The organism is Kitasatospora sp. NPDC056184, assembly GCF_042268405.1.
Taxonomy (GTDB): domain Bacteria; phylum Actinomycetota; class Actinomycetes; order Streptomycetales; family Streptomycetaceae; genus Kitasatospora.
In genome coordinates this window covers 1,278,050-1,300,332 of the sequence record NZ_JBHJUI010000001.1, presented here as the reverse complement: position 1 = coordinate 1,300,332, position 22,283 = coordinate 1,278,050, and the positions used below count along the sequence as shown (strand labels likewise).

General features: G+C 75.9%; 20 protein-coding genes. 6 read left to right on the top strand and 14 right to left on the bottom strand.

Annotated features, from left to right (window positions below; translation table 11 throughout):
* Nucleotide 1: 1 nt before the first annotated feature.
* The gene (locus tag ACFC0B_RS04905) at nt 2-808 is read right to left on the bottom strand and encodes an SAM-dependent methyltransferase (RefSeq protein WP_376082180.1); all 807 of its coding nucleotides are present in this window, start codon (nt 806-808) and stop codon (nt 2-4) included.
* Nucleotides 809-861: 53 nt separating this feature from the next.
* On the opposite strand from ACFC0B_RS04905, the gene ACFC0B_RS04900 reads away from it, so the two are divergent.
* Nucleotides 862-1,275 carry a MarR family winged helix-turn-helix transcriptional regulator gene (locus ACFC0B_RS04900; RefSeq protein WP_376082178.1) on the top strand — a complete coding sequence of 138 codons (414 nt, stop codon included), beginning with the start codon at nt 862-864 and terminating at the stop codon, nt 1,273-1,275.
* Nucleotides 1,276-1,443: 168 nt separating this feature from the next.
* On the opposite strand, the gene ACFC0B_RS04895 is transcribed toward ACFC0B_RS04900, so the two are convergent.
* On the bottom strand, nt 1,444-2,769 hold the full coding sequence (locus ACFC0B_RS04895; protein ID WP_376082177.1) for an ALF repeat-containing protein: 1,326 nt from the start codon (nt 2,767-2,769) through the stop codon (nt 1,444-1,446).
* A 121-nt stretch (nt 2,770-2,890) separates the two neighbouring features.
* Nucleotides 2,891-3,493 (bottom strand): hypothetical protein, encoded by a 603-nt coding sequence (locus ACFC0B_RS04890; protein WP_376082174.1) that lies wholly within the window; start codon nt 3,491-3,493, stop codon nt 2,891-2,893.
* A 171-nt stretch (nt 3,494-3,664) separates the two neighbouring features.
* Between ACFC0B_RS04890 and ACFC0B_RS04885 the strand changes: the two genes are divergently transcribed.
* Nucleotides 3,665-4,465 (top strand): aminoglycoside adenylyltransferase domain-containing protein, encoded by an 801-nt coding sequence (locus tag ACFC0B_RS04885; RefSeq protein ID WP_376082172.1) that lies wholly within the window; start codon nt 3,665-3,667, stop codon nt 4,463-4,465.
* Nucleotides 4,466-4,523: 58 nt separating this feature from the next.
* On the opposite strand, the gene ACFC0B_RS04880 is transcribed toward ACFC0B_RS04885, so the two are convergent.
* A complete protein-coding gene (locus ACFC0B_RS04880; protein WP_376082169.1) occupies nt 4,524-4,940 on the bottom strand; it encodes a hypothetical protein in 417 nt (138 codons plus the stop codon).
* Nucleotides 4,941-5,072: 132 nt separating this feature from the next.
* On the bottom strand, nt 5,073-6,059 hold the full coding sequence (locus ACFC0B_RS04875; RefSeq protein WP_376082166.1) for a polysaccharide deacetylase family protein: 987 nt from the start codon (nt 6,057-6,059) through the stop codon (nt 5,073-5,075).
* 265 nt (nt 6,060-6,324) lie between these two features.
* On the opposite strand from ACFC0B_RS04875, the gene ACFC0B_RS04870 reads away from it, so the two are divergent.
* Both ACFC0B_RS04870 and ACFC0B_RS04865 read left to right on the top strand, forming a co-directional pair.
* The gene (locus ACFC0B_RS04870) at nt 6,325-7,143 is read left to right on the top strand and encodes a methyltransferase domain-containing protein (RefSeq protein ID WP_376082164.1); all 819 of its coding nucleotides are present in this window, start codon (nt 6,325-6,327) and stop codon (nt 7,141-7,143) included.
* Between the two features lie 68 nt (nt 7,144-7,211).
* A complete protein-coding gene (locus ACFC0B_RS04865) occupies nt 7,212-8,435 on the top strand; it encodes a benzoate/H(+) symporter BenE family transporter (protein ID WP_376082161.1) in 1,224 nt (407 codons plus the stop codon).
* Between the two features lie 53 nt (nt 8,436-8,488).
* Here the strand turns inward: ACFC0B_RS04865 and ACFC0B_RS04860 are convergent, their stop codons facing one another.
* Genes ACFC0B_RS04860 through ACFC0B_RS04850 form a run of 3 tightly spaced genes read right to left on the bottom strand, consistent with a single transcriptional unit; the run spans nt 8,489 to nt 10,948 of the window.
* Nucleotides 8,489-10,099: an MFS transporter gene (locus ACFC0B_RS04860; protein WP_376082159.1), complete on the bottom strand. Its 1,611-nt coding sequence runs from the start codon at nt 10,097-10,099 to the stop codon at nt 8,489-8,491.
* Between the two features lie 37 nt (nt 10,100-10,136).
* Nucleotides 10,137-10,433: an SHOCT domain-containing protein gene (locus tag ACFC0B_RS04855; protein ID WP_376082156.1), complete on the bottom strand. Its 297-nt coding sequence runs from the start codon at nt 10,431-10,433 to the stop codon at nt 10,137-10,139.
* 44 nt (nt 10,434-10,477) lie between these two features.
* Complete coding sequence (locus ACFC0B_RS04850) at nt 10,478-10,948, bottom strand: DUF6325 family protein (protein WP_376082153.1); 471 nt, start codon at nt 10,946-10,948, stop codon at nt 10,478-10,480.
* 290 nt (nt 10,949-11,238) lie between these two features.
* On the opposite strand from ACFC0B_RS04850, the gene ACFC0B_RS04845 reads away from it, so the two are divergent.
* The gene (locus tag ACFC0B_RS04845) at nt 11,239-12,687 is read left to right on the top strand and encodes a hypothetical protein (RefSeq protein WP_376082152.1); all 1,449 of its coding nucleotides are present in this window, start codon (nt 11,239-11,241) and stop codon (nt 12,685-12,687) included.
* Between the two features lie 13 nt (nt 12,688-12,700).
* On the opposite strand, the gene ACFC0B_RS04840 is transcribed toward ACFC0B_RS04845, so the two are convergent.
* Both ACFC0B_RS04840 and ACFC0B_RS04835 read right to left on the bottom strand, forming a co-directional pair.
* The gene (locus ACFC0B_RS04840) at nt 12,701-13,099 is read right to left on the bottom strand and encodes a PLDc N-terminal domain-containing protein (protein WP_376082149.1); all 399 of its coding nucleotides are present in this window, start codon (nt 13,097-13,099) and stop codon (nt 12,701-12,703) included.
* A gap of 122 nt (nt 13,100-13,221) precedes the next feature.
* Nucleotides 13,222-14,610, bottom strand: a complete 1,389-nt coding sequence (locus tag ACFC0B_RS04835; RefSeq protein WP_376082147.1) for a pyridoxal phosphate-dependent decarboxylase family protein — start codon at nt 14,608-14,610, stop codon at nt 13,222-13,224.
* Between the two features lie 195 nt (nt 14,611-14,805).
* Here ACFC0B_RS04835 and ACFC0B_RS04830 point away from each other — a divergent pair, with 195 nt between their 5' ends.
* Nucleotides 14,806-15,609 (top strand): leucine-rich repeat domain-containing protein, encoded by an 804-nt coding sequence (locus ACFC0B_RS04830; RefSeq protein WP_376082145.1) that lies wholly within the window; start codon nt 14,806-14,808, stop codon nt 15,607-15,609.
* 25 nt (nt 15,610-15,634) lie between these two features.
* Here the strand turns inward: ACFC0B_RS04830 and ACFC0B_RS04825 are convergent, their stop codons facing one another.
* The 4 genes from ACFC0B_RS04825 to ACFC0B_RS04810 form a co-directional block, all read right to left on the bottom strand.
* Entirely contained in the window at nt 15,635-17,497 is a 1,863-nt protein-coding gene (locus ACFC0B_RS04825) for an ABC transporter ATP-binding protein (RefSeq protein ID WP_376082142.1), read from the bottom strand.
* A 132-nt stretch (nt 17,498-17,629) separates the two neighbouring features.
* Nucleotides 17,630-17,767 carry a SapB/AmfS family lanthipeptide gene (locus ACFC0B_RS04820; RefSeq protein WP_350571418.1) on the bottom strand — a complete coding sequence of 46 codons (138 nt, stop codon included), beginning with the start codon at nt 17,765-17,767 and terminating at the stop codon, nt 17,630-17,632.
* Between the two features lie 80 nt (nt 17,768-17,847).
* Nucleotides 17,848-20,424, bottom strand: a complete 2,577-nt coding sequence (gene lanKC, locus ACFC0B_RS04815; RefSeq protein WP_376082139.1) for a class III lanthionine synthetase LanKC — start codon at nt 20,422-20,424, stop codon at nt 17,848-17,850.
* Nucleotides 20,425-21,197: 773 nt separating this feature from the next.
* Nucleotides 21,198-22,196: an N-acetylglucosamine kinase gene (locus ACFC0B_RS04810; protein WP_376082136.1), complete on the bottom strand. Its 999-nt coding sequence runs from the start codon at nt 22,194-22,196 to the stop codon at nt 21,198-21,200.
* Between the last annotated feature and the right edge of the window lie 87 nt (nt 22,197-22,283).

Here is a 22,283-nt window from a genome sequence, read left to right as displayed (position 1 = left end):
CTCAGCCCTCCGGGCGTCGGAGCGCCTCAAGGAATCCCGCGGTGGAGGGGCCCGGCAGCGGACGGCGGTAGCGCCGCGCGAGCGCGTCCAGGGAGACGCCGTCGGTGGTCCAGCCGTGCCGGTCGAGCCAGTCCCCGGTGCCGGGGCCGAGGCCGCCGCGCCACAGTCCGGTGAGGTGGGCGAGCGCCGGGTCGTGCGGCGTGGCGCTCACGTCCCGGCCCTGCTCCAGCAGCAGCCGGCTGCCCGGCGCGGCCAGCGCGGCGACCGCGGTGAGCAGGGCGGCGGCCTCCTCGGGCCCGAGGTAGACCAGCAGTCCCTCGGCCAGCCAGGCCGAGGGGCGCACCGGGTCGAACCCGGCCCCGACCAGGAGGTCGGGCCAGTGCGGCTCCAGCAGGTCGGCGGGCAGGACGGTGCGCAGGCTCCTCGGCCGGGCGCCCAGACTGTCCAGGACCCGCTCCTTGAAGGCCAGCACCGGGGCCAGGTCCAGTTCGAACACCCGGGTGCCGGCCGGCCAGTCGAGCCGGTGGGCCCGGGTGTCGAGGCCCGCCGCGAGCAGCACGACCTGCTCGGCGCCGGCGGCGAGCAGGCGGTCGTCGTAGAAGCGGGTGCGCAGCACGCCCTGGGCGACCAGGGCCCTGGCCAGGCCGCTGTCCGGGCCGGCCTCGGGAAGCACGCCGCCGGCGGCGGCGAACGCGGCGGCGTAGGGGTCGGTGAAGAGCGGGTCGGGGCGGGAGCTCTCGTAGGCCCGCACCAGGGCGACGGACAGGGCGGTGCGGGACACCGGGCTGAGCGGTTCGGCGGTCGTCATGGCCGGGAATCTACATCGCTACCGATGCATCTGTGAAGATGTATTATTCCGGCATGGACGGCGTGCAACTCCTCAGGCTCGGCAAGCGGTTGACCGAACTCGGCCGCGACATGATCATCGACCCGGCCTCCGCCCACCTCACCCCCGGCGAGATCGCCGTGATCGCCGACGTGTACCGCCATCCGGCGACCTCCGCGCGGGAGATCCAGGTCCGCACCGGCTTCGCGCAGAGCCATGTCTCGGTCTCCGTCGCCCGGTTGCGCGAACGCGGCCTGCTCGACGCCGCCCCCGACCCGCGGGACGGGCGGCGCACCCTGCTGAGCGCCTCCGAGGTCGCCCGGCGCGCCATCCGCGAGCACGTCGCCCGGCCTGCCGGGCCGGTCATCGCGAAGGCCGTCCCGGACCCGGAGCGGGCCCGCCGCGTCACCGAGCTCCTCGACGAACTCGCCGGGCTCCTGCTGCCCTGACCCGGACGCCGGGCCCCGGGCGGCGACCTCCTGCCGGACATCCTCCAGGCCTCGACATCCTCCGCCGTCCCGGCCGGGAGAGCCGTCGTACGGCGGGGTCCGCGCACGCGTGTCACCCGGCTGCCGGGAGGCGGCCGGGTGACGGGCGTGCGCGGGTGTGCGGGTGTGTCAGCCCTCGGTGGGGCGACGGCGGCGGGAGACCACCACGAGGCCCGCGCCGGCGGCGACGGCCGCGGCGGCGGCGCCCGCCTCCCAGCCCAGGCCCTCGGCGCCGGTGGCGGCGAGCTGGCCGGAGCGGGCGGCGCTACCGGCGGCGGCCGGGGCGGCCGCGCCGGTACCGGTCGCGGTGCGGGCCGCGGCCTGGACGACCGGGGCGGTCGCGGGGGCCGACGACGGCGCCGGGGTGGCCGAGGGCTGCCCGGTCGGGCGGTCACTGGGCCGGACGGTGGGCTCACCGGTGGGCGGGGTGGTGGGCTTCACGGCGGCCTCGTCCTCGGCACGGGCCGCGGCCCAGCCCTTGTCGAGGAAGGCCAGGACGGCCTGGTCGGTGCCCTCCAGGGCGGCGAGCGCGGCCTTCCGGACGGCCGGGCCGCCGGTCTCGGCGATCTGCGACACCTTCACCCGCTTGTCGCTCATCCGCACCGAGGCCAGCTCGGTCTCCAGGAAGCGGCGCAGGCCGGCCGCGTCACCCTCCAGCGCCTTCTGCGCGGCCTCGCGGGTGTGCCGGCCGGTCTGCGGGTCCGCGACGATCGCCGAGATCTCGGCGCGGTCGTCCTCGGCGCGGGCCGCGTACTGGCCCTCCTTCAGGAACTTCACGATGTCCGCGTAGGTGCCGTCGAGCGCGGCGGACGCGGCCTTCTGCAGGGCCGGACCGCCCGTGCCGAGCATCCGGGTGACCTCGACGCGGTCGTCGTCGGCCCGCTGCTTGGGGAGCTCGACCTCGAAGAAGTGCCGCAGCGCGGCGGGCGTGTTGACCCGCAGGGCCTTCTCGCCGGCCTCCCGCACGCCCCGGCCGGTCGACGGCAGGTCGAGCAGCCGGGTGAGCTCCAGCCGGTCGTCCGCCGCCTGGGCCTCGTACCGGCCCGTCTTGAGGAACGCGACGAGGTCCGCGTAGGTACCGCGCAGGGCGGCCTCGGCGGCCTTCTTCACGGCCGGACCGCCGACGGCGAGGATCTGGCTGGCCCTGACGCGGTCGTCGGTCACCCTGGCCGCCTGGAGACCGGTCTCCAGGAACTGCCGCAGGTCGGCGGCCGTTCCGGCGAGGGCCTCCTCCGCCCGCTCCCGCACCGAGATGCCGCTCTCCGGGTCCGCGAGGATCTTCTCGACCTCGGCGCGGTCGAGCTCCTCCTGGGTCGGGTTGCCCTCGGAGGCGGTGTCGGGCCCGGAGACACCGGCGGGCTGGGGAGCGTCGGCGGCCAGGGCCGAGGACGGGAAGAGAACGGCGGGAGTGAGGACAGCGGCCGCGACGACGGCGGACACCCGGGGAAGCTTCATCCGGCGAGACCTGCTTTGTACGAAGAGTCTGTGAACGCACGAAGCATAGGGCCTCTTTCCCTACCGTCGCACCATCAATTCTTCACCGCCCGAAAACCCCTGAATTGGGACTGTCTGTCCGTCAGGCCGCCTTGAGGCGGTACATCGTGGCCATGTCGCTCGGCCTGGTGCCGGCGCTGCAGTCGTGGCTCTGGGCGGTGGCGTAGGAGCTCCAGCCCGCCGGCACCGAGCAGGCCCACAGCCCGTCGGCCGGCCTCCGCAGGCGGTAGGCGGGCCTGGTGGTCCCCGGGGCGAGGCTGCACTGGGGGAGGTAGGTGACGAGGTCGTGGACGAAGCCGCTCGCCGTCACGCAGGAGGTGACCAGGTCCCCCGGGACCCGCAGCCGGTAGGAGGCCGCCGAACTGCCCGGCGCCATGCTGCAGTTGCCGGACATGGCGGTGGTGTCGTAGACGAAGCCGCTCCTGGTGACGCAGGAGACCAGCCCGTCGACCGGGGTGCGCAGGTGGTACAGCGGCTTGGTGCCGCACGCCGAGCTCGCGGTGATCTCGTCGTAGACGTAGCCGGACGGCACGGAACAGGACCAGGTGTTGTCCAGTCCGGTGACGGAGGCGGCGGCCTCCGGGGCGCCCGCGAGCACCGGCAGCAGGGCCGAGGCGGCCGCCAGCGCGGCACCGGCGACGGCGCGGGCGGAACGGACACGGCGGGCGAAGCGGGAAGCGGTCATCGCGGGACTCCTCCAGGTCGGCGGTGCACGGTCGTTCTTCTACCAGCCGCGTCGCGGACCGCGCGGGCCGCTCCGACGGCACCGGTCCGCCCCGTCCACCGCTCGTCCAGTCGGCGCCTACGCCGGACCCGTCGCGGCCCCGCCGCCCCGGGCGACGGGCAGACTGGGCCGGTGAACGACGACGAGGAGCGGCGGCCGGTCGTGCCCGCCGAGCTGCGCGGGTACCTGGCCGAGGTCGTCCGCCGGGTGCGGGCGGTGTGCGGGGAGCGGGCGGTGAGCGTGGCGGCGGTCGGATCGGTGGCGCTCGGGGACTACCGGCACGGCCGCAGCGACGTGGACGTGGTGGTGGTCGTCGAGCCGGGCCTGCCCGGGGCGGCGCTGCCGGAACTGGCCGAACGGCTCGCCCATCGCCGGCTGCCGTGTCCGGCGGCCGGGCTGGAGCTGGTGGTGTACGGCGCGGACGCCGCCGGGCGGCCCTCGGGCGGCGCGGGCTACCTGCTGAACCTCAACACCGGCCCGCTGCTCACGGAGCGGGCGGATCTGGACGACACCGGGGCAGCGGCTTTCTGGTTCGTCGTCGACCGCTCGATCGCCCACCGGGCCGGGATCACGCTGTGGGGCGCGCCGGCGCGCCGGGTGGTCGCGGAGCCCGCGCCTGCCGAACTGTTCTCCGCGCTGCGCGCCGCCGTGCGCGAGCACGCCGACGGGACGGGCCACCTCGCGGACAACCGGGTGCTCAACGGCTGCCGGGCGGTGGTCTTCTGCCGCACCGGCCGGTGGCGGGCCAAGCGGGCGGCGGCGGGTGAGATCGCGGCCGCCGAGCCCCGGTTCGGCCCGCTGCTGGAGGCCGCGGTGCGCAGTTACGAGCGGCCGCGCCCGGAGGCCGCCGCCCTGCCCGCCGCCGAGGTGCGGACGTTCCTGGCCTGGGCGGGCGCACGGGTCGAGGAGGCGGCCGCGGCGGCGGGCGGGTGAGGCCGGGCGCACGGGTGGCCGCCCGCGGGGCACGGGCGGCCACCCGGCGTCCGCCGGCTCAGAACTCCCGGGTACAGCCGCTGCGGGTGCAGAACTCCTGGGCCACCTTGTTGTTGTTCTCGTCGCCCATGAAGATGTAGACCCGCTGGACGCCGCCCGGCAGTGCGATCCGCAGCGAGGCGCTCAGGGTCTGGTTCGCCTCGCCCGCGTTCGCCCACGGGCTGCAGGTGACGCCCGTCTCGGTACTGCCGTTCACCCCCAGGGCGCAGACCCTGCGGGCGCCGCTGGCCGCGTGGACGGTGCCGGACACGGTGGCGGTGTAGCCGTCGGTGAAGTGGATCGTTCCCGAGGTCGTGCTGTTGCCGTACGCCATGCCGAAGGGCATGTTCACATCGGTGACGGTGGCCTGCGCCGGTGCGGCGAAGCCGATGGCCGTAACCGCGGCGGCCGCCATCACCATCAGGGGCTTGCGCATGACTCTTCCTCTCCCTCGAACGAGCCTCGAACGAGCGCGGGGCGAACAGAAGGTTCCGCCACGGCATCCTCGCCGCCGACGGTGAACACACTATGACGTGTCCATGGGGAAGAGTCGGAGGATCCGCGCCGGTCAGGCGGCGGCGAGGAGGGCGTCCAGGGTGACGATCCGGTAGCCGCGGGCGCGCAGGCCGGTGATGACGGCGGGAAGGGCGGCCACGGTCTGCGACCGGTCGCCGCCGCCGTCGTGCAGCAGGATCACCGAGCCGGGGCGCACCTGGCTCAGGACGCGCTCGGCGACGGCCTCGGGGCCGGGGCGCGACCAGTCCTTGGCATCGACGTCCCAGAGCACCGTGACGAGGCCCGACTCGGCTACCGCGCGCAGGAGTTCGGGGCTGCGCCCGCCGTACGGGGGGCGCAGCCAGCGGATCGGGCGGTCGTCGCCGCAGGCCTCGGCGAGCGCGTCGCGGGTGTGGCCGAGCTGGCGGGCGAGTCCGATCGGGCCCAGGTCGGGCAGGTAGGCGTGGGACCAGGAGTGGTTGCCGAGGGTCTGGCCCGCCTCGGCGATCCGGCGCACCACTCCGGGGTGGGCCAGCGCGTGCAGGCCGATGCAGAAGAACGCCGCCGGGGCCTCGTGGCGGTGCAGCACGTCCAGCACCCGCGGGGTGAACTCCGGGTGCGGGCCGTCGTCGAAGGTCAGCGCCACCAACGGCTCGGCGCCGAGGCCGCCCGCCACCAACCTTCCGTCGGACGCGAGTTGGCGTTCGACCGGGGCGCCGGCCCGCTCCGCCGCCGCGATCTCCTCCTCGCGCCCGCTCATCGTCCATCCCCCGGCGGGCAGCGCGGTCAGGACCTCGGGGCGGGAGCGGCCGAGGCCGGCCAGCACCTCGGCGGTGGCGCCGCCGTCCGCCGGGACCGGCGGGTCGGCGCGGAGCACCGGGATCCCGGCGGCCGCCAGGGGCGCGTCCAGGAGGCCGTTGGCGCTGTCGACGACCACGGTGAGGCCCTCGGGCGTCCGGGCCGCCAGTTCGACCAGCCGGGCCACCGTCCGTTCCACCCCGCAGCGTTCGAGCACCTCGACCCCGCCCGGCCCGGCGATCCGGTATCCCTCACGTGTCACACCCACACCCGCGAACCGCACCGTGCTGCCCCTCCCTTGGAACGATCCCCACGGCCCCGCCCCCGCAGGCGTCCCCGACGCCGGGCTGCCCAGATCATACGGACGCCCGACTGCCAGGACGATAGGTCGGAACGGAATGATCGGGATGACAAGAACGTTGCGGGCGAACGGTATTGACGTACCGCCGGACGCGGGCGACGGGGCGCGGCGCGCGCGGAGGCGGCGCGGCCGGGCGGAGCCGGGCGGCGTCCCTATAGTGGGCGCCATGACCGATCCGCGCCCGACCTCGGCCTTCGACCCCGCCAATGCCGACCCGGCGGTCACCGGCCGGCTCGTCGGCGTGCTCGACCAGCTGGCCGCCAGCCCGGGGGTGCGGCGGCTGCGCGCATGGGCGCACGAGCGGCTGGCGGTGGCCGCCGGCGAGCGGACGCTGGACGTCGGCAGCGGCACCGGTTCGGAGACCCAGGTGCTCGCCGCGGCGGTCGGGCCGGGCGGCACCGCGATCGGCCTCGAACCCCACCCCGGTCTGCGCGCCGTCGCCGGGCAGCGCGCCGCCGAGGCCGGCAGCCGGGCCCGCTTCCTGGACGGCGACGCCCTCGCGCTGCCGCTGCCGGACGCGGACCTGGACGCCGTCCGCTGCGAGCGCGTCCTGCAGCACCTGACGGACCCCGCGCTGGCCGTCACGGAGATGGCCCGGGTCCTGCGGCCCGGCGGCCGGGCCGTCCTGCTGGACACCGACTGGGCCACCTTCCTCATCCACCCGGCCTCCCCCGCGGTCCGCTCCGCGCTGGCGACGGTCGTCCAGGACGCCGCCGCCACCCCGGACGCCGGGCGCAGCCTCGCCGGCTGGCTGGCCGACGCCGGGCTGACCGTCGACGGCGTCGCCTCCGAGGTCCTGCTGCACGACCCCCGCTCCGTCACCTGGCCCCTGGTGCGCGGGATCGGCGTGGAGGCCGTCGCACGGGGCCTGCTCACCGAGGCGCAGTGCGACGACCTCTACGGCGAGCTGACGGCCGCCGCCGAGCGGGGCACCTTCCACCTGTCGGTGACGATGTTCGCCGCCGCCGCCCACCGGCCGCGCTGACGGCGCTCCACCACCGGGCCCCGGACGGGCCCCGGACCGACCGCGGGCGGCTCCGGGATACTGCCCGGATGACGGATGAACTGACGGTCGGACCGCGGACGGCTCCGGCCGGGGGCGGGGAGCGCCGGACCCTGCGGCGCGATGTGTCGGCGCCGGCCCTGCTGGCGGGGCTGGTCTGCGTCGCGGTGTCGTTCTCGGGACCGCTGGTGGTGGTGCTCGCGGCGGCCGCCGCGGGACGGCTCGACCCGGCGCACACGGCGTCCTGGATCTGGGCGGTAGCGATCGGCAGCGGGGTCAGCGGGTTCGCCCTGAGCTGGTGGACGCGGACGCCGGTGGTCACCGCCTGGTCGACCCCGGGGGCCGCCCTGCTGGTGACCAGCCTCGGCGACTACCCCTACCGGGAGGCGGTCGGGGCGTTCCTGGTGAGCGCGGCGGCGGTCACGCTGTTCGGGGTGACCGGCTGGTTCGGCCGGCTGATCGCCGCCGTGCCCGTCGGCATCGTGAACGCGATGCTCGCGGGCATCCTGTTCTCCTTCGGCGCCGGGATCTTCGGCGCCGTGCACAGCGCGCCGCTGCTGGTGGTGGGCAGCTTCGCGGCCTTCCTGCTGGCCAAGCGGTTCGCCGCCCGGTACGCCGTCCCGGTGGCGCTGCTGGCGGGCGCCGTGCTGGCCGCGCTCTCCGTCGGGCTGCCGCTGCGCCTCGGCACGGGCGGGCCGACCGCGCCGGTGCTGACGGTGCCGGCGTTCTCCTGGTCCGCCCTGGTGGGGCTGGCGCTGCCGCTCGCGATCGTCACCCTGGCCTCGCAGAACGCGCCCGGCCTCGGGGTGCTGCGGGCCTTCGGCTATCCGGCGGACGACCGGCTGCTGATCGGCACGACCGGCGCGGTGTCGGTGCTGGTGGCGCCGTTCGGCTCACCCGGGGTGAACCTGGCGGCGATCACGGCGGCCATCTGCTCGGGCCCGGAGGCCCACCCGGACCCGCGCCGCCGGTACGTGGCGGGGATGTCCTCGGGCCTGCTCTACGTCCTGGTCGGCAGCTTCGGCGGGGTGCTGGTGAGCCTGTTCACCGGGCTGCCGGAGGAACTGGTCGCGGTGATCGCCGGGGTCGCCCTGCTCGCCTCGCTGCAGGGCAGCCTGGCGGCGGCGGTCGCGGCGGAGCGCGGACGGGACGCGGCCGTGGTGACCTTCCTGGCGAGCGCCTCGGGGATGACCCTGTTCGGCATCGGCTCGGCCTTCTGGGGCCTGGTGTTCGGGCTCGCCACCCATCTGGTGCTGGACGCGCGCCGGAGCTGAACGGGCCCGGAGTCGAACGGGCCCGGGGCGGGCCAGCACGGGCGAAAGCCCGGCTACTCCCCCGCCCGGGATCCGGCGTCCGCCTCGGCGGCCGGGTGCCGGGAGGGGAGCCGGCGGGTGAACAGGACGGCGGCCGCCGTGATGCCCGTGCACGCGAGGACCGCGGCCTTGAGCCCGTTGATCTGCGCGTCCTGGTAGCTCTCCACCACGGCCGCGGCCTCCTCCGGCGGCACCCCGGGCTGCTCCGCCAGCGCCGCGGCCACCTGGTCGGCGGGCACGAAGGACAGCCCGGCCTCCACCCGGACCCCGGCCTGCTCGGCGACGGCCGCCGAGACCCGCGGGTCGCTCTCGATCTGGCTGGTCACGGACGTCGCGAGGGCCCCGATCAGGATCGCGCCGATCAGCGCCGTCCCGAGCGAGGAGCCGAGGTTCTGCGCCGTGTACTGCAGCCCGCCCGCCTCGCTGCGCTCCTCCTGCCGCACGCTGGACTGCACCGTGTTGCCCAGCTGGGAGGCGAGCATCCCCATACCGACGCCGAGCAGCGCCATCGCCCCGGCGAACGAGCCGCCGCGCAGCTCGGGCCCGATGACGGCGATCAGCCACAGGGTGGCGGCGACCAGGACCAGCAGCCCGGCCCGGACGATGGTGCGGGGCGAGGCGAGGCGCAGCAGCAGCGAGCCGGACATCGAGGCCGCGAGCATGGTGACGGACACCGGCAGCAGCCGCAGGCCGGTCTCGAAGGCGTCCAGGCCCTGCACGACCTGGAGGTAGAGCGGGATGACGAAGAAGAGGCCCAGCAGGACGGTGTTCTGGTTGAAGAGGGTCTCCAGGCCCGCGCGCAGCGTCCGGTTGTCGAACAGGGCGAGCGAGACCAGGGGGTCCAGGCCCTTCTCCTCCCGGCGGCGCTCGTGCAGGCAGAACGCGTAGATCAGCGCGCCCCCGAGCGCCACGGCGAACAGCGTCGGGGCGAAGCCGAGGACGGTGAACGGCGGGTTGCGCGGCTGGACCCAGCCCCAGCTGCCGCTCTGCAGCACCGCCAGCACCACCACGGCGAGGCCCGCGGCCGACAGCACGGCGCCCGCCACGTCCAGCCGGGGCCGCCGCTCCGGCGGCGGCTGCGGCGGCACCCAGCGCATCAGGAGGAGGATCACGACGACCAGCACCACCTCGCCGGCGAACACCAGCCGCCAGGTGAGGTAGGTGGTGACCCAGCCGCCGAGCAGCGGGCCCACCGCGATGCCCGCGCCCGCCAGGCCGCCGACGACGCCGTAGGCCACGGCGCGGTCCCGGCCCTGGTAGGTGCCGGCCACCAGGGCCGCCAGCGCGGGCAGGACCAGGGCGGCGCCCAGTCCCTCGATGACCGACCACCCCAGCGCGAGCACGCCCACGGTCGGGGCCAGCGCGGTCAGCCCCGATCCGACCGCGTACACGGCCAACCCGACCACGAAGACCCGGCGCCGCCCGTACATGTCGCCGAGCCTGCCGCCGGTCAGCATGAACGCGGCCATGACCAGGGTGTAGAGGGTGATGACGGCCTGGATCGCGGTGACCTCGGTGTCGAAGTCCTCGACCAGCTGGCTGATCGACACGTTCATCACCGACGCGTCGAGCACCATGAGGAACTGGGCCGTCCCGAGCACGACCAGGGTCTTCCAGCGGTTCACCGTGCCTCCCGCCCGTGTGCCGCGTACCCGCGCGCGGTCAGCTGCCGAGGATCCGGGCCTTCTGGGCGGCGAACTCCTCCTCGGTGAGGACGCCCTGCTCCTTGAGCGTCGCCAGGTCCTTGAGCTGGTCCAGCTTCTCCTCCATGGTCGCCGCGGCGGGCGGGGCGGCGGGCGGCGGAGGCGGGGGCGCGGCGGGCTCGGCGTAGTAGCCGGCCTGCTGGGCGTCCTGCTGCGCCCAGCGGCCGGCCTGGCGGCGGGAGACGCGGTTGGAGACGGCGGTGGCCGTACCGGCGACCACCGCGGTACGGGCCACTCCGCGAAGCAGTCCGGGCATGGCTTCCTCCTGGGGTGAGGGGTACGTCGGGTCAGGGGTCGGGATCAGCTCGCGGCTTCCAGCCGGTCGAGCGAGTCCAGGACCGCCAGCAGGTCCTCGACCGGGACGCGCCCGCCGGCGACCAGGCGGGCGTCCTCCCGGCGCAGCGCGGCGGCCAGCGGCGCCGCCCAGCGGTTCTCGTAGAGGAGCACGGCGGCGGAGTCGCCCGGCTCCAGGAGCGCGCCGGCCTCGGTGACGTCGGACTCGCCGAGGACGCCCGAGGAGGCGCCCTCGAAGACGGTCAGGTCGAGGCGGCCGTCGCCGGTCACGTCGGCCAGCTCGGCGCCCCGGACCGTGCCGTCCGTGTCCTTGCGGACGAAGGTCAGGTCGAGGATGCGGATGATGCCGCGGTCGACCAGGTCGACGAGCAGGGGCAGCCCTTCGCCGGTGAAGTGGCTGCCGGGGAACGCGATGACCAGGTAGTCGATGGGGCCCAGTTCGTCGAGTTCGCCGGGGGTGACGGGTTCGCTGCTCACGTCGGCTCCTGTCGGAGGAGGTCCGGCCGACGGCGTCGGCCGGGAGCCGGCCCCGGACGCTGCGGTGAAGCCGACCCTCGCCGAAGCTAACCCGCCGCCCCCGCCCCGCGGCTCACCTGTTCGGGGTGACCCGGCGCCCGCCCTCTGCGCCCGACGGGCGAAGCGGCTCACCCCGGTGGGGTAGCCCTGCTCGCCGTCCGCCGGGCCGGGGCCTTGGCTGGTGTGCACGGTGGCCCGTCCGCTCGGCGCCGCCGCTCCGCCCGGACCGCCCAGCGCGAGGAGCTGCCCGCATGCCACCGGCCGAGTCCAGCACGCCGCAGCCCGACCCCGAGCAGCCCGGCCGTCCGGAGCCCGGGCGACCGGAGCCCGACCGCACCCCGGCCGACCGACCGACCGCCGACCGCCCGCAGGCCGGACGTTCGCAGGCCGACGAGCTGGAGGCGCTCCACCACCGGGTCGCCCAGCTGGAGGCCGAGGCCCGGCGCGGCCCGCAGCACCACCGGCTGCGCACCACCGGCGCGACCGTGCTGGTGATCGTGGCCGCCGTGCTGTCGCTGCTGGCCGTCATCGCCGTCTGGGCCCACGACGAGATCACCGACACCGACCGGTTCGTCGCCACGATGGCGCCGCTGGCCCACAACCCCGACGTGCAGAACGCCCTCGCCAACCGGATCACCGACGCCGCGACCGAGCAGATCGACGTCAAGGCCTTCGTCAACGACCTCTCCCAGGCCGCCGCCGAACAGGGCGTGCCGCCCCGGCTCTCCCAGCTGCTGGGCGGGCTGACCGGCCCCCTGGAGGGGGCGCTGACCAACCTCGTGCACGGCGCCGCCGAGCGGGTGGTCACCAGCGACGCCTTCGCCACCGTGTGGGAGGACGCCGTGCGGGCGGCGCACGCCACCATGGTCAAGGCCCTGACCGGCCAGGGCGGCGGCGCGGTCGTGCTGAAGGACGACGAGGTCGTGATCGACATCGGGCCGATGGTGGATCGGGTCAAGAACGAGCTGGTCAACGCCGGTTTCGCGCCCGCCGCCAAGATCCCGGAGGTGCACACCTCTTTCGTGGTGTTCTCCTCGCCCGACCTCGCCAAGATCAAGGGCGGGTTCCGGCTCCTGCAGATCCTCGGCTGGTGGATGCCGGTCATCACGGTCCTGGTCGCCGCGGCCGGTGTGCTGACCGCCTTCAACCGCCGCCGCGCGCTGGTCGGCGCCGCCCTCGGCATCGGGGTGGCCATGCTGGTGCTGGGCATCGCGCTGGCCGTCTTCCGCTCCTACTTCCTCGACCACCTGCCCGCCGACGCCTCGCAGGCCGCCGCCGGAGCCGTCTACGACGCCGTCGTCGACTACCTGCGCAGCGGGGTGCGGATGGTGGGCTTCCTGGCCGTGGTCGTCGCGCTCGGGGCGTTCTTCGTCGGCCCCTCGCGCCCCGCCGTGACCGTCCGCTCGGTGGCCGGGCACGGGGTCGCGGCGCTGCGCTCCTCCGCCGACGCGGCGGGCTTCCGGGCCGGCCCGGTGGAGCACTTCGTCCGGCGGTGGAAGCGCTGGCTGGGCGTCCTGATCCTGGTCGTCGCCGCCGTGGTCTTCGTGCTCTGGGACCACCCGACCGGGATGGTGGTGTTCTGGTTCGCCGTGGTCGTCCTGGCGGCCTTCGCCGTCCGCGAGTTCCTCGCCCCCGCCCACCCCGTGACCCCCGCGTCCACGGGCGGGGCCGCGGTGGACACGGGGGTCGCGGAGCACTGAGCGCCGGCGGGCGTCAGGACAGCACGAGCGCCTTGGCGCGCTGGTACTCCTCCTCCGTGATGGAGCCGTCGCGCTTCAGTTCCGCGAGCCGGGCCAGTTCCTCGGCGGCACTGGCGGGCTTCGCCTCCGCCCCGGCCGCGTCCCGCACGTAGGTGCGGAACTCCGCCTCCGCCTCCTTGGCGCGCGCCATCTCGCGCATCCCCATGCCCTTGCCGCGCGCGATCAGGTAGACGAACACGCCCACGAACGGCAGCAGGATCAGGAACACGCACCAGCCGGCCTTGCCCCAGCCGCCCACCGTGTCGTCCCGGAACAGGTCGCCGAAGACCCGGAACAGGAGCATGAACCAGAGGATCCATAGGAAGATCCACATGGTCGTGAGGAAGATGTTCAACAGCGGATAGTCGTCCATCGCCCGCCTCCGGAGAGAAAGCCGAACCCCCTCGCGGCCCACGGTCGCGCGCCCCGGCCGCCCGCGCACCACCCCTGAGGGGTGAGACGCGGGCCGGGCGGCGCCCAGTGCTGTGGAGGCCGTCAGCCTCCGGGTGCCCGGACCGCCCGGGCGAGGGCCGCGGCCGTCCGGCGGACGTCCGCGTCGGTGGTGCGCCAGTTGCTGAACGCCGCCCGCAGGGCGGGGACGCCCGCGTAGTGGGTCGGGGTCAGGAACGCCTCGTCGGCCACGGCCCCGGCCAGGGCGGCGAGGCGGTCCGCGGTGGGGTCCTCGGCCAGGGTGAAGCAGACGACGTTCAGCCGGACCGGCGCCAGCAGCCGCAGCCCCGGCGTCGCCGCGACGGCCTCCCCCAGCGTGCGGGCGCCGGCCACGCAGCGCTCGACGATCTCCCGGTGGCCGGCCCGGCCGTAGGCGCGCAGGGTGAACCACGCGGCGAGGGCGCGCAGCCGGTGGGAGTTCTCCGGGGTGAGGTGCACCAGGTCGGGGTGCTCGCCGAGCGGGCCGAGGTAGGCGGCCGCGTTGCGGAAGACCTCGGCCTGGAGGTCGGGGCGGCGGGTGAACTGCACGGCGCTGTCGTAGGGCACGTTGAGCCACTTGTGCAGGTCGACGCAGATCGAGTCGGCCCGGTCCAGGCCGGCCACCAGGTCCGCGTGCTCGGGGGCCAGGGCGGCGAAGGCGCCGAATGCCGCGTCCACGTGCAGCCAGCAGCCGTAGCGGTCGCGCAGCTCGGCCAGCGCCCGCAGGTCGTCGAAGTCCACCGTGTTGACCGTGCCGGCGTTGGCGACCAGCACGCACGGGCCGTCGGCTTCGGCCAGCAGCCGCTCCAGCGCGGCCGGGTCCACCGCCTCCCGCCCGGGCAGGACGGGCACCTTCACCAGCGCGGAACGGCCCAGGCCCAGCACCGACAGGGCCTTGGCGGCGCTGGAGTGCGCGCTGCCCGACAGCACCCGGACCCGGCCGAGCGCGGCGGCGCCGTCCTCGGCCACGTCCACGCCGAGGTGCTCGCCGAGCCACTGCCGGGCGATCGCCAGGCCGACCGTGTTCGACATGGTCGCGCCGCTGACGAAGGTGCCGGCGTGCGCGTCGGAGAGTCCGAACAGCTCGCGCAGCCAGCCGACCGTCTCCCGCTCCAGCTGCTGGCCGGCGCCGTCCAGCGAGGAGTTGGAGTTCTGGTCGGCGGCGGCGGTCAGCCAGTCGCCGGCCAGCGCCGCCGGGGTCGCTCCCCCGGTGACGAAGCCGAAGTAGCGCGGCCCGGCCCCGGCCGAGAGCCTCGGCTCCCAGCGCTCGCCGAACTCGGCCAGCGCCTCCCGCAGGCCGCCGCCCCGTTCGGCCAGCGGCATCCGGGCGGGCGGGTCGGCCCGCGGCACCACCGGCCGCTCGTCCAGGGAGGAGAGGAAGGCGGCCGCGGTCCGGCGGGTCTCCTCCAGCAGGGCGGGCAACTGGTCGAGATCGGCGGCGAGTTCGGGGTGCATGGCGCAATTCTCCGGTCGGTCGGCTGTGTCGTCGTCGACGGTAGCCGCCGCGCCGCACGGTGTCCCGGTCCAATCCACTGGAGGTGGCCTGCTCAGCGAGGTGGGCCGACGGCGCGTCAGGGATGCGTCCGGCACGTGGCGCTGCTGGTGCGACCCAGGTCCACGGGACATCGACCCCATCGATACGGTGATCATATGAGTGAGCAACCGCAGGTGTTCTCCAACCGCTGGGCCGGGGCCGCGGGGCCCGGCGACCAGGACGCGCCCCGCGAGCAGTGCGCCTGCCTCCCCCGGAGCTCCACCGCCCGCAACCGGCCGACCCGCTTCCACGCCGAACGCCAGGACACCACGGCGCCCGGCTGGCTGCGCCTGCTCGAACTGATCGAGGAGGCGGCGGCCGACGGGCGGGAGGTCTTCTCGCCGCTGGTGGAACTCACCGCCCCGGAGCGGCGCCAGGTCGTCACCCTGCCGCCGACCGTCGCCCGGCTCACCGCGGTGCGGCACCTGGTGCTGTACGGCAGCAACCTGGTCCGCCTGCCGCCGGAGATCGGCGCGATGACGAGCCTGGAGGAGTTCACCCCGTACACCTCGCACCGGCTGCACTGGTTCCCCTACGAGCTCACCCGGTGCCCCGCCCTGCGGCGCAGCACGGTGAGCACCCGCGCCCTCTACGGCAACGAGAAGTACCGGGCCCAGTTCCCCGGGCTGCGGGCCGCGCCGGGCGCCGCCGCGGGCCTCGACCTCGCGGACCTCGACCCCGGGGTGTGGGGTGCCGCGGCGATCCGCACCTGCAGTGTCTGCGACCGGCCCGTGGACGGCGCGAACCTGCGCCAGGTCTGGATCTCGCGGTGGACCTCGGGGGCCGACGTGCTGCCGCTGCTGGTCAACGCCTGCTCGGCGGAGTGCGTCGACGCCCTGCCGGCCCCGGCCGAGGGCTACGTCCCCGTGCCGCACACCGGCGGGCCGGGCCTCGTCCAGCCGGCTTCCGACTGGGACTGACCCGGAACGGGGGGCCGGACGGCCTTCAGGTGCGGAGGGACGGGCCCGTCTGGCTGGTCACCAGTTCGCGGTAGGGGGCGCAGCGGGCGAGCAGGGTGGGGTGGTCGGCGGCGTCGACGACGGTGCCGTGGTCGAGCATGATCACGTGGTCGGCGTGCTGGACCGTGGTCAGCCGGTGGGCGACGACCACGACGGCGCTGCGGCGGGCCAGGCGGTCGACGATCTCGCGGAAGCGCAGTTCGTTGAGGCCGTCGAGCTGGCTGGTGGGCTCGTCCAGCAGGACGATGTCGGCGTCGGCGAGCAGGGCGCGGGCCAGGGCCATCCGCTGGCGCTGGCCGCCGGAGAGGTCGAACTCGCGGCCCAGGACGGTGTCCAGGCCGTGCGGGAGGCGGGCGACGTCCTCGGTCAGGCCGACGGTGGCGAGCGCCCGGGCCAGTTCCTGCTCGTCGGCGGCGCCGGCCCGGCCGAGCTGGAGGTTGTCGCGGGCGCTGGCCTCCAGCAGGGTGAACGCCTGGTCCACGTAGGCCATCCGGGCGCGCAGCGCGCCCAGCGGCCAGGTACGGAGGTCGTGGCCGAGGACGCTGACCGATCCGGCGCCGGGCCGTACGAAGCGGCCGACGAGCGCGAGGGCGGTGCTCTTGCCGGCGCCCGACGGGCCGACCACGGCGGTCAGTCCGGTGCGCGGGATGCTGAAGGAGGCGGCGCACAGCGCTTCCCGCCGGGCGCCGGTGTGGGTGTAGGAGACGGCGCGGAAGACCACCGCCGGGGCGTCGGGCGCGGGGGTGGGCGCGGTCCGGGCGGCGTCGTCCGGGTCGGCCTCCGGGGGCAGGGCGAGGAGTTCGTTGCAGCGGTCCCGGGCGGCCAGCCCGGCCTGGAGACGGCCGAAGCCGGTGGCGAGGGTGTTCACCGACGGGACGGTCTGCAGCAGGTACAGCAGGAACGCGGCGAAGGCCGCGACCTTCAGCTCGCCCGCCGCGAGCCGCGCGCCGCCGGTGAGGATGACCGCGATCATCGCGAACTGGTTGCCGAGGGTGAGCACCGCCGGCACCAGGGCACCGAGCCGGGCGCCGGTCAGCGAGACGGCGCGCAGGTGCTCGGCGTCCTCGGCCAGGACCCGGTCGGCGAGCGGTTCGGCGCGGTAGGCCTTGATGGTGGTGAGGGCCTCCAGGTCGGCGGTGAAGCGCTGGGCGATCCGCCCGACCGCGTCCTGCTGCCCGGTGACGTTGGCCCGCATCCGGCGGGTGATCACCAGGACCAGGGCGGTCAGCAGGCCGAGCGCGGCCACGGTGACCGCGGTGAGCACCCAGTCGATCCACAGCATGACCGCGAGGGTCGCCAGGACGCTGAGCGCGGCGAGCGGCAGCTGCATCGCCACTTCCACCACCTGGCCCAGCAGTTGGGCGTCGGAGGTGACCCGGGCGGCGAGTTCGCCGGTGCCGCGGGCCCGGACGACGGGCAGCGGCAGGCGCAGCGCGTGGACCATCAGGGCGGTCCGCAGCCGGTAGGTCATCCCCTCGCCGACCTGCGCCAGCTGGAAGCCGGAGAGGGCCTGGGCCGCCGCGCCGACGAGGGCGGCCGCGGCCATCATCAGCAGTCCGGGGGCGAGCGAGCGGTGCCCGGAGAAGTCGCCGACGATCCGGCGGACCAGCAGCGGGAGCGCGAGGGCGGCGGCGGTGGCCACCACGGCGAGGGCGAGGGCGGCGGCGAGGCGGACCGGCTGGGCGGCGAGTTCGCGGCGCAGCCGGACCTGCGGCGGCGCGGGGGCCGCGGGAGCGGGGGCGGTGTGCGGGTCGGTGCTGTGTGCGGTGGCGGTGTGCGTGCCGGCGGTGTGCGTGGTGGCGGCGCCGACGGGCGCGGCGGTGGGGGCGGGCGCGGGCCGGTCGGCCACGGGGACACCTCTCTCCTGGGCGGGGCGCCCTTCGCGGGGCCGTCGGGCGGGGAACGGGACCCGGCCGGGCGGTCCGTGGACCATCCGGCCGGGTCGACCGTCACGGGCCGCCCCTTCGGGCGGCCGGTCGGGTCAGAGGCAGAGCAGCGTGCTGACGGTGCTGGTGCCGCAGTTGAGGACGCTCAGCGAGCTGGTGCTCGCGAGGGTGTCGTCGATCGGGGCCGCCTCGGTCTCGGGCAGCTCCAGGGTCTGGAGGTCGAGGATCGCCATGACGTTCTCCTTCGGTTGCGGTGTACCACCCGGCCGGGCGGCCGGGAGTCTGCGGGGCGCGGCGGTCGCGCCCGGGGCGGTCACCGGGGCGTGGGCGCCGCGTCGGTGAACGGGAGGAAGGGGGTGCCCGCGAGGGCCGTGCCGAGGGCCAGCAGCACCCCGGCCGAGCCCGTCGCCAGGTCCGTCGACAGCCGCAGCAACTGGTCGCCCGGGAAGGCGAGGTGGCCGTGGTACGGGACCTGGTGGAGGGCCAGCAGGGCACGGTGGTGGTCGAGCAGGGTCCGTCCCTCGGCCGGGGCGCCGGTCAGCGCGAGGTAGCCGAGGAGTCCGGCCCGTCCGTTGAACAGGCCCGGCTGGATCACGAACTCGGGCTCGGCCGCCTTCCGGATCGGCGCCTGCCGCTCGGCGAGGGCGCTGTCGGGACGGTGGGCGAGGAGGGCCGCCAGGGCGAGGCCGATGCCCGCGCTGCCGGTCTCGACGTAGGGCAGGACCCGGCGCCGGTCGACGACCTGCAGCGTTCCGTCGGCGACGGTGACGCAGCGGTCCAGGTCGAGTTCCAGGAGGGCCTCGGCCTGGTCCAGCAGGGCGTGGTCCCCGGTGTGCTCGTGGAGGCGGACCAGGGCGAGCGCGGCGCCGGACGCCCCGGCCAGCAGCCCGGCCCGCCGGCCGGCGTCGCCGCGCCCGGTCTTCTCCCAGGTCATGGCGGCGCTCCTGGCGGCGCCCAGCGCCTCGTCCAGCAGCCGTTCGTCCCCGGTGGCGCGGGCGAAGTGCAGCAGGGTGAGCGCGATGCCCGGGCCTCCGGTGGCCAGCGCCGGGGCCGCGGCCGGTTCGCCCTCGGCGGCCGCGGCCCGGCCGAGGCGGTGCAGGAGGCCGGACGCCTGCTCGTGCTCGCCCAGCAGGTCCAGCACGTAGGCGACGCCGTGGCCGCCGTGGTACAGCCCGGGCACCGGGGCGCGGTCGCGGGCGGCGGCGGCCAGCCACCGCACGTGCGCGGGGTCGACGGCCGCCCCGGTGGCGTGCAGGGCGTAGAGCACCCCGGCCGCGCCGTGCGCCAGGCCGAGTCCGCCCTGGGTGAACTGGGCGATGTCGCCCGGGAAGAGGCGGTCGGCGCGCTCTGGGGTGGCCGCCGCGGCGATGCCGGCGGCGAGCGAGTCCCGGATCGCCGGCCAGTCGGCGGCCGGGGCCTCCAGCAGCGCGCGGGTCTCGGCGCGGCCCGCGTCCAGTTCGGGGCGGGGCGTGCGGCCGTCCTGCGGCGAGCGGGCGAGGTGGCCGCGGATGTCGTCGGTGTAGCCGGGCGGTACCGGGAAGCGCCGCTCGATCGCGTCGGCGAGCTGGCCGGCCTTGTCCGGGTCCAGCGCGGTGAGCTGGACCAGCGGGTAGAAGAGCCACAGCCGCAGCGCCGCCAGCGCGTAGCGGTCGATGTCCGTCCCGGTGCGGCCGAGCGGTGCGGTGAACCCGGCGGCGCCGAGCGCCGGGCGCAGGAAGTCCTCCGTGGTGCTGGCGAGTTCGAAGTCGATGAAGCAGAGCTCGCCGTCCGGCCTGATGATCAGGTTGCGGGGGTGGAGGTCGCCGAAGACGACACCGCGGGCGTGGATCTGCGCCAGGGCCCGCTCCACCTGCGCGACGATCGCCAGCGCGTCCCGGGTGTACTCGGCGACGGCGTCCTCGCCCGCGTCGGGGTGGATCAGCGGGTAGCGGGCCGTCAGCCACTCGCTCAGGGACTGCCCGGCCACGTACTCCTGGACGAGGAACTCGTGTTCCCAGGCCGTCAGCAGTCCGTGCTCGGCGGGGACCCCGGGGACTCCGGCCAGCCGGGCCAGCACGGCGTGCTCGTTGCGCAGCCGGGTCACCGCGTCCACGCCGCGCTGGTCCAGCCCCGCGAACGGGCGGGCCTCCTTCAGGACCACCTGCGGCCCGTCCTGCCCGTCGCGGGCCAGGTAGACGCCGCCCGCGTTGGAGAAGTGCAGGACCCGTTCGACGGTGTACGGCAGCCCGGTGTCGCGCTGGGCGGCGCGCTCGGCGACCGCCGGGGCGATGCAGGCCGGCACCGGCGCCCAGGCGGGGACGGCGAAGGCGGTGCCGCGCACGTCCGGAACGAGCTTTCCGTCGGGACCGACCAGGGCCAGCACCCGCTCGCCCGCCTCGTTGCGGCAGTAGCGCTCGGCGAAGCCGCCGTACCTCAGGTACAGCGGGCCGTCCTGCCAGCGCAGGTCGCTGAGGATGTAGGGGCCCTTGCGGCCGGCGAGCAGCGCGCCCAGGCCGTCGAGACATCGCTCCAGCTCGGCGTCGTCGACCGGGTAGAGGGTGCAGAACTTCCCGCTGGAGCCGCGCGGCGCGTACTTGGAGTTCTGCACCTGGAGGATCGGCAGGCCGCGCAGGAACTTGAAGGCCACGCCTTCGCGCAGGCAGTAGGCGAAGACGGTCTCCAGCACCTCCTCCGCGGTCTCGACGCACGCCGAGACGTGGATCTTCCAGCCCTGGTCCGGGATCCGCACGTCGACGGGGCGCACCACGGCCCACATCTCCAGGTCGCCGTGCTCCCAGCCCGCGGGCAGCGGGCGGGTCACGGCGGCGAACTCCTCGTGCGCTCCCCAGCGCCGGGGCGAGTCGTAGAAGAGCGGGTCGGCGTAGGCGTAGGTCTCGTACCGGTTGTCCAACGGAACCCTCCTCGTGGCAGGGATCGGCGGCGGGCGGCGTGGCGGGACGGCGTCGAGCGTGAAGCGTCGAGCGTGAGGGGTCGAACGTGGAGCGTCGAACGTGGAGCGGGAGGCGCGGAGCGGCACGGCCCGGCCCGGAACGGCCCGGGACGGAATGAAAACGGCACCGGGCACGGCGGAACGAGGGGCGTACGGCGGAGGGTGCGGCCCGGAGGTGAGGTTCCGGTATGGCGATACGGCCATCCGAATAGTGGGTTCGCCGCGACGACTCCGCAACGGCGCGCAATTCGCCCGTCCGACCGGAATCGCGCACCCCGATCGCCCCTGGCGCCGCTGCGCGAGCGGGGCGCGGTGTCACGCGCCGTCCGCGGCGGAAAGCCGGCCGGAAGACCGCCCGGAGGCGCGCGGAAGGCGCCGGCGACGGGCCCGCCCGACCGCCGCGGCCAGCCGGCGGTGGGGCTCCCACCTGCACCGGAGCGACCGGGCAGGGCGGGGCGAGGGGGACGGCACGCGGTGCACGCCGGGCGGCCCGGATCCGGCGCACGCCCGGCGCGCTCTCAGGGGCCGGCCGTCCGAAGGCGCCGGGAACCGGCCCCTCCCCCTCCGAAAGAACCGAACGGATGCCCGTTTATCGATATTGCCGTTCTATTTCGGGAGTATTTCAAGGGCCCGGGAAATTTGTTTTCCCTTGACCAACGGTCGGTGACATCGGAATGATTCGTTCGCACGAGTCCCATCCCGGGCACCCCTTGTGCCACTCGGACACCGGAGGGCTACCGACGGCCGGCGGGAGTGTCGAGGACGGTGAGGAGGGGCGGGTGCAGGGGCCAGGGGAGGTCGGGCGCGGCCACGGCGGTGACGGCGAGGCGGAGCGCGCCGAGCAGGGGCGGGCCGCCGGGGGTGCGGAGGCGGGCGGCGGGGAGGCGGGCGGCCAGGGCGTCGACGGTGGCGCGGCGCAGCGGGGCGAGGCGGAACAGGCCGCCGGTGAGCGCGAGGTCCGGGGCGGCCAGGCCGGCCGAGCCGGCGGCGGCGGTCGCGGAGGCGGCGATCTCCTCGCCCGCGCGCCGGAGCAGCTCGGCGGCGACCGGGCAGCCCTCCTCGGCCGCCGCCGCGACGTCCGGGGAGAAGGCGGCGAGTCGGGCGGCCCGGTCGGGGTGCGGCTGGAGGGCGGCCGGCAGCCCGGCCACCGGGCCGTAGCGGCGTTCGGCGGCGGCCAGCAGCCGGGGCGAGCCGCCGGTCCGGCCGTCGTACGCCCGCAGGGCCGCCTCCAGACCGGCGCGGCCGAGCCAGCCGCCGCTGCCGCAGTCGCCGAGCAGTTGGCCCCAGCCGTCGGCGCGCCGCCAGCCGGCGCCGGGGCGGTAGCCGATGGCGACCAGCCCCGTGCCGCCGGCCACGGTCACCCCGGCGCCCGTGCCCAAAGCGCCCACATGGGCCGTGATCGCGTCCCCCGCGAGCACCAGCCGCCCGGCCCCGGTGGCCCGGGCGAGCGGGCCGGGCAGCCGCTCGGCGAGGTCGCGGCCGAGCAGGGCCATCCCGGTGGCACCGACGGCGACGGCCCCGATCCGCGCACCGTCCGGCAGCCCGGCGGCGAGTCCTTGGAGGGCGGGGAGCAGCCGGTCGAGCAGTGCCTCGGCGTCCAGCCCGCCCGCCGAGGCCGAGACCCGCGCGGGCGCCGACACCTCGACGGTCCGCACCCCGGCGAGCCCCTCCGGCCACCGGGCGGGCGCCGACGCGACCCGGATCCCGGACCCGCCGACGTCCACCCCGACCACCCAGCCCTCCCCCGCCGGGGCGGGAGGCCGCGCCGATCCGGCGACGGCGGCCACGGCGGTCCGGAGCGCCGGCTCGCGCCCGGCCGA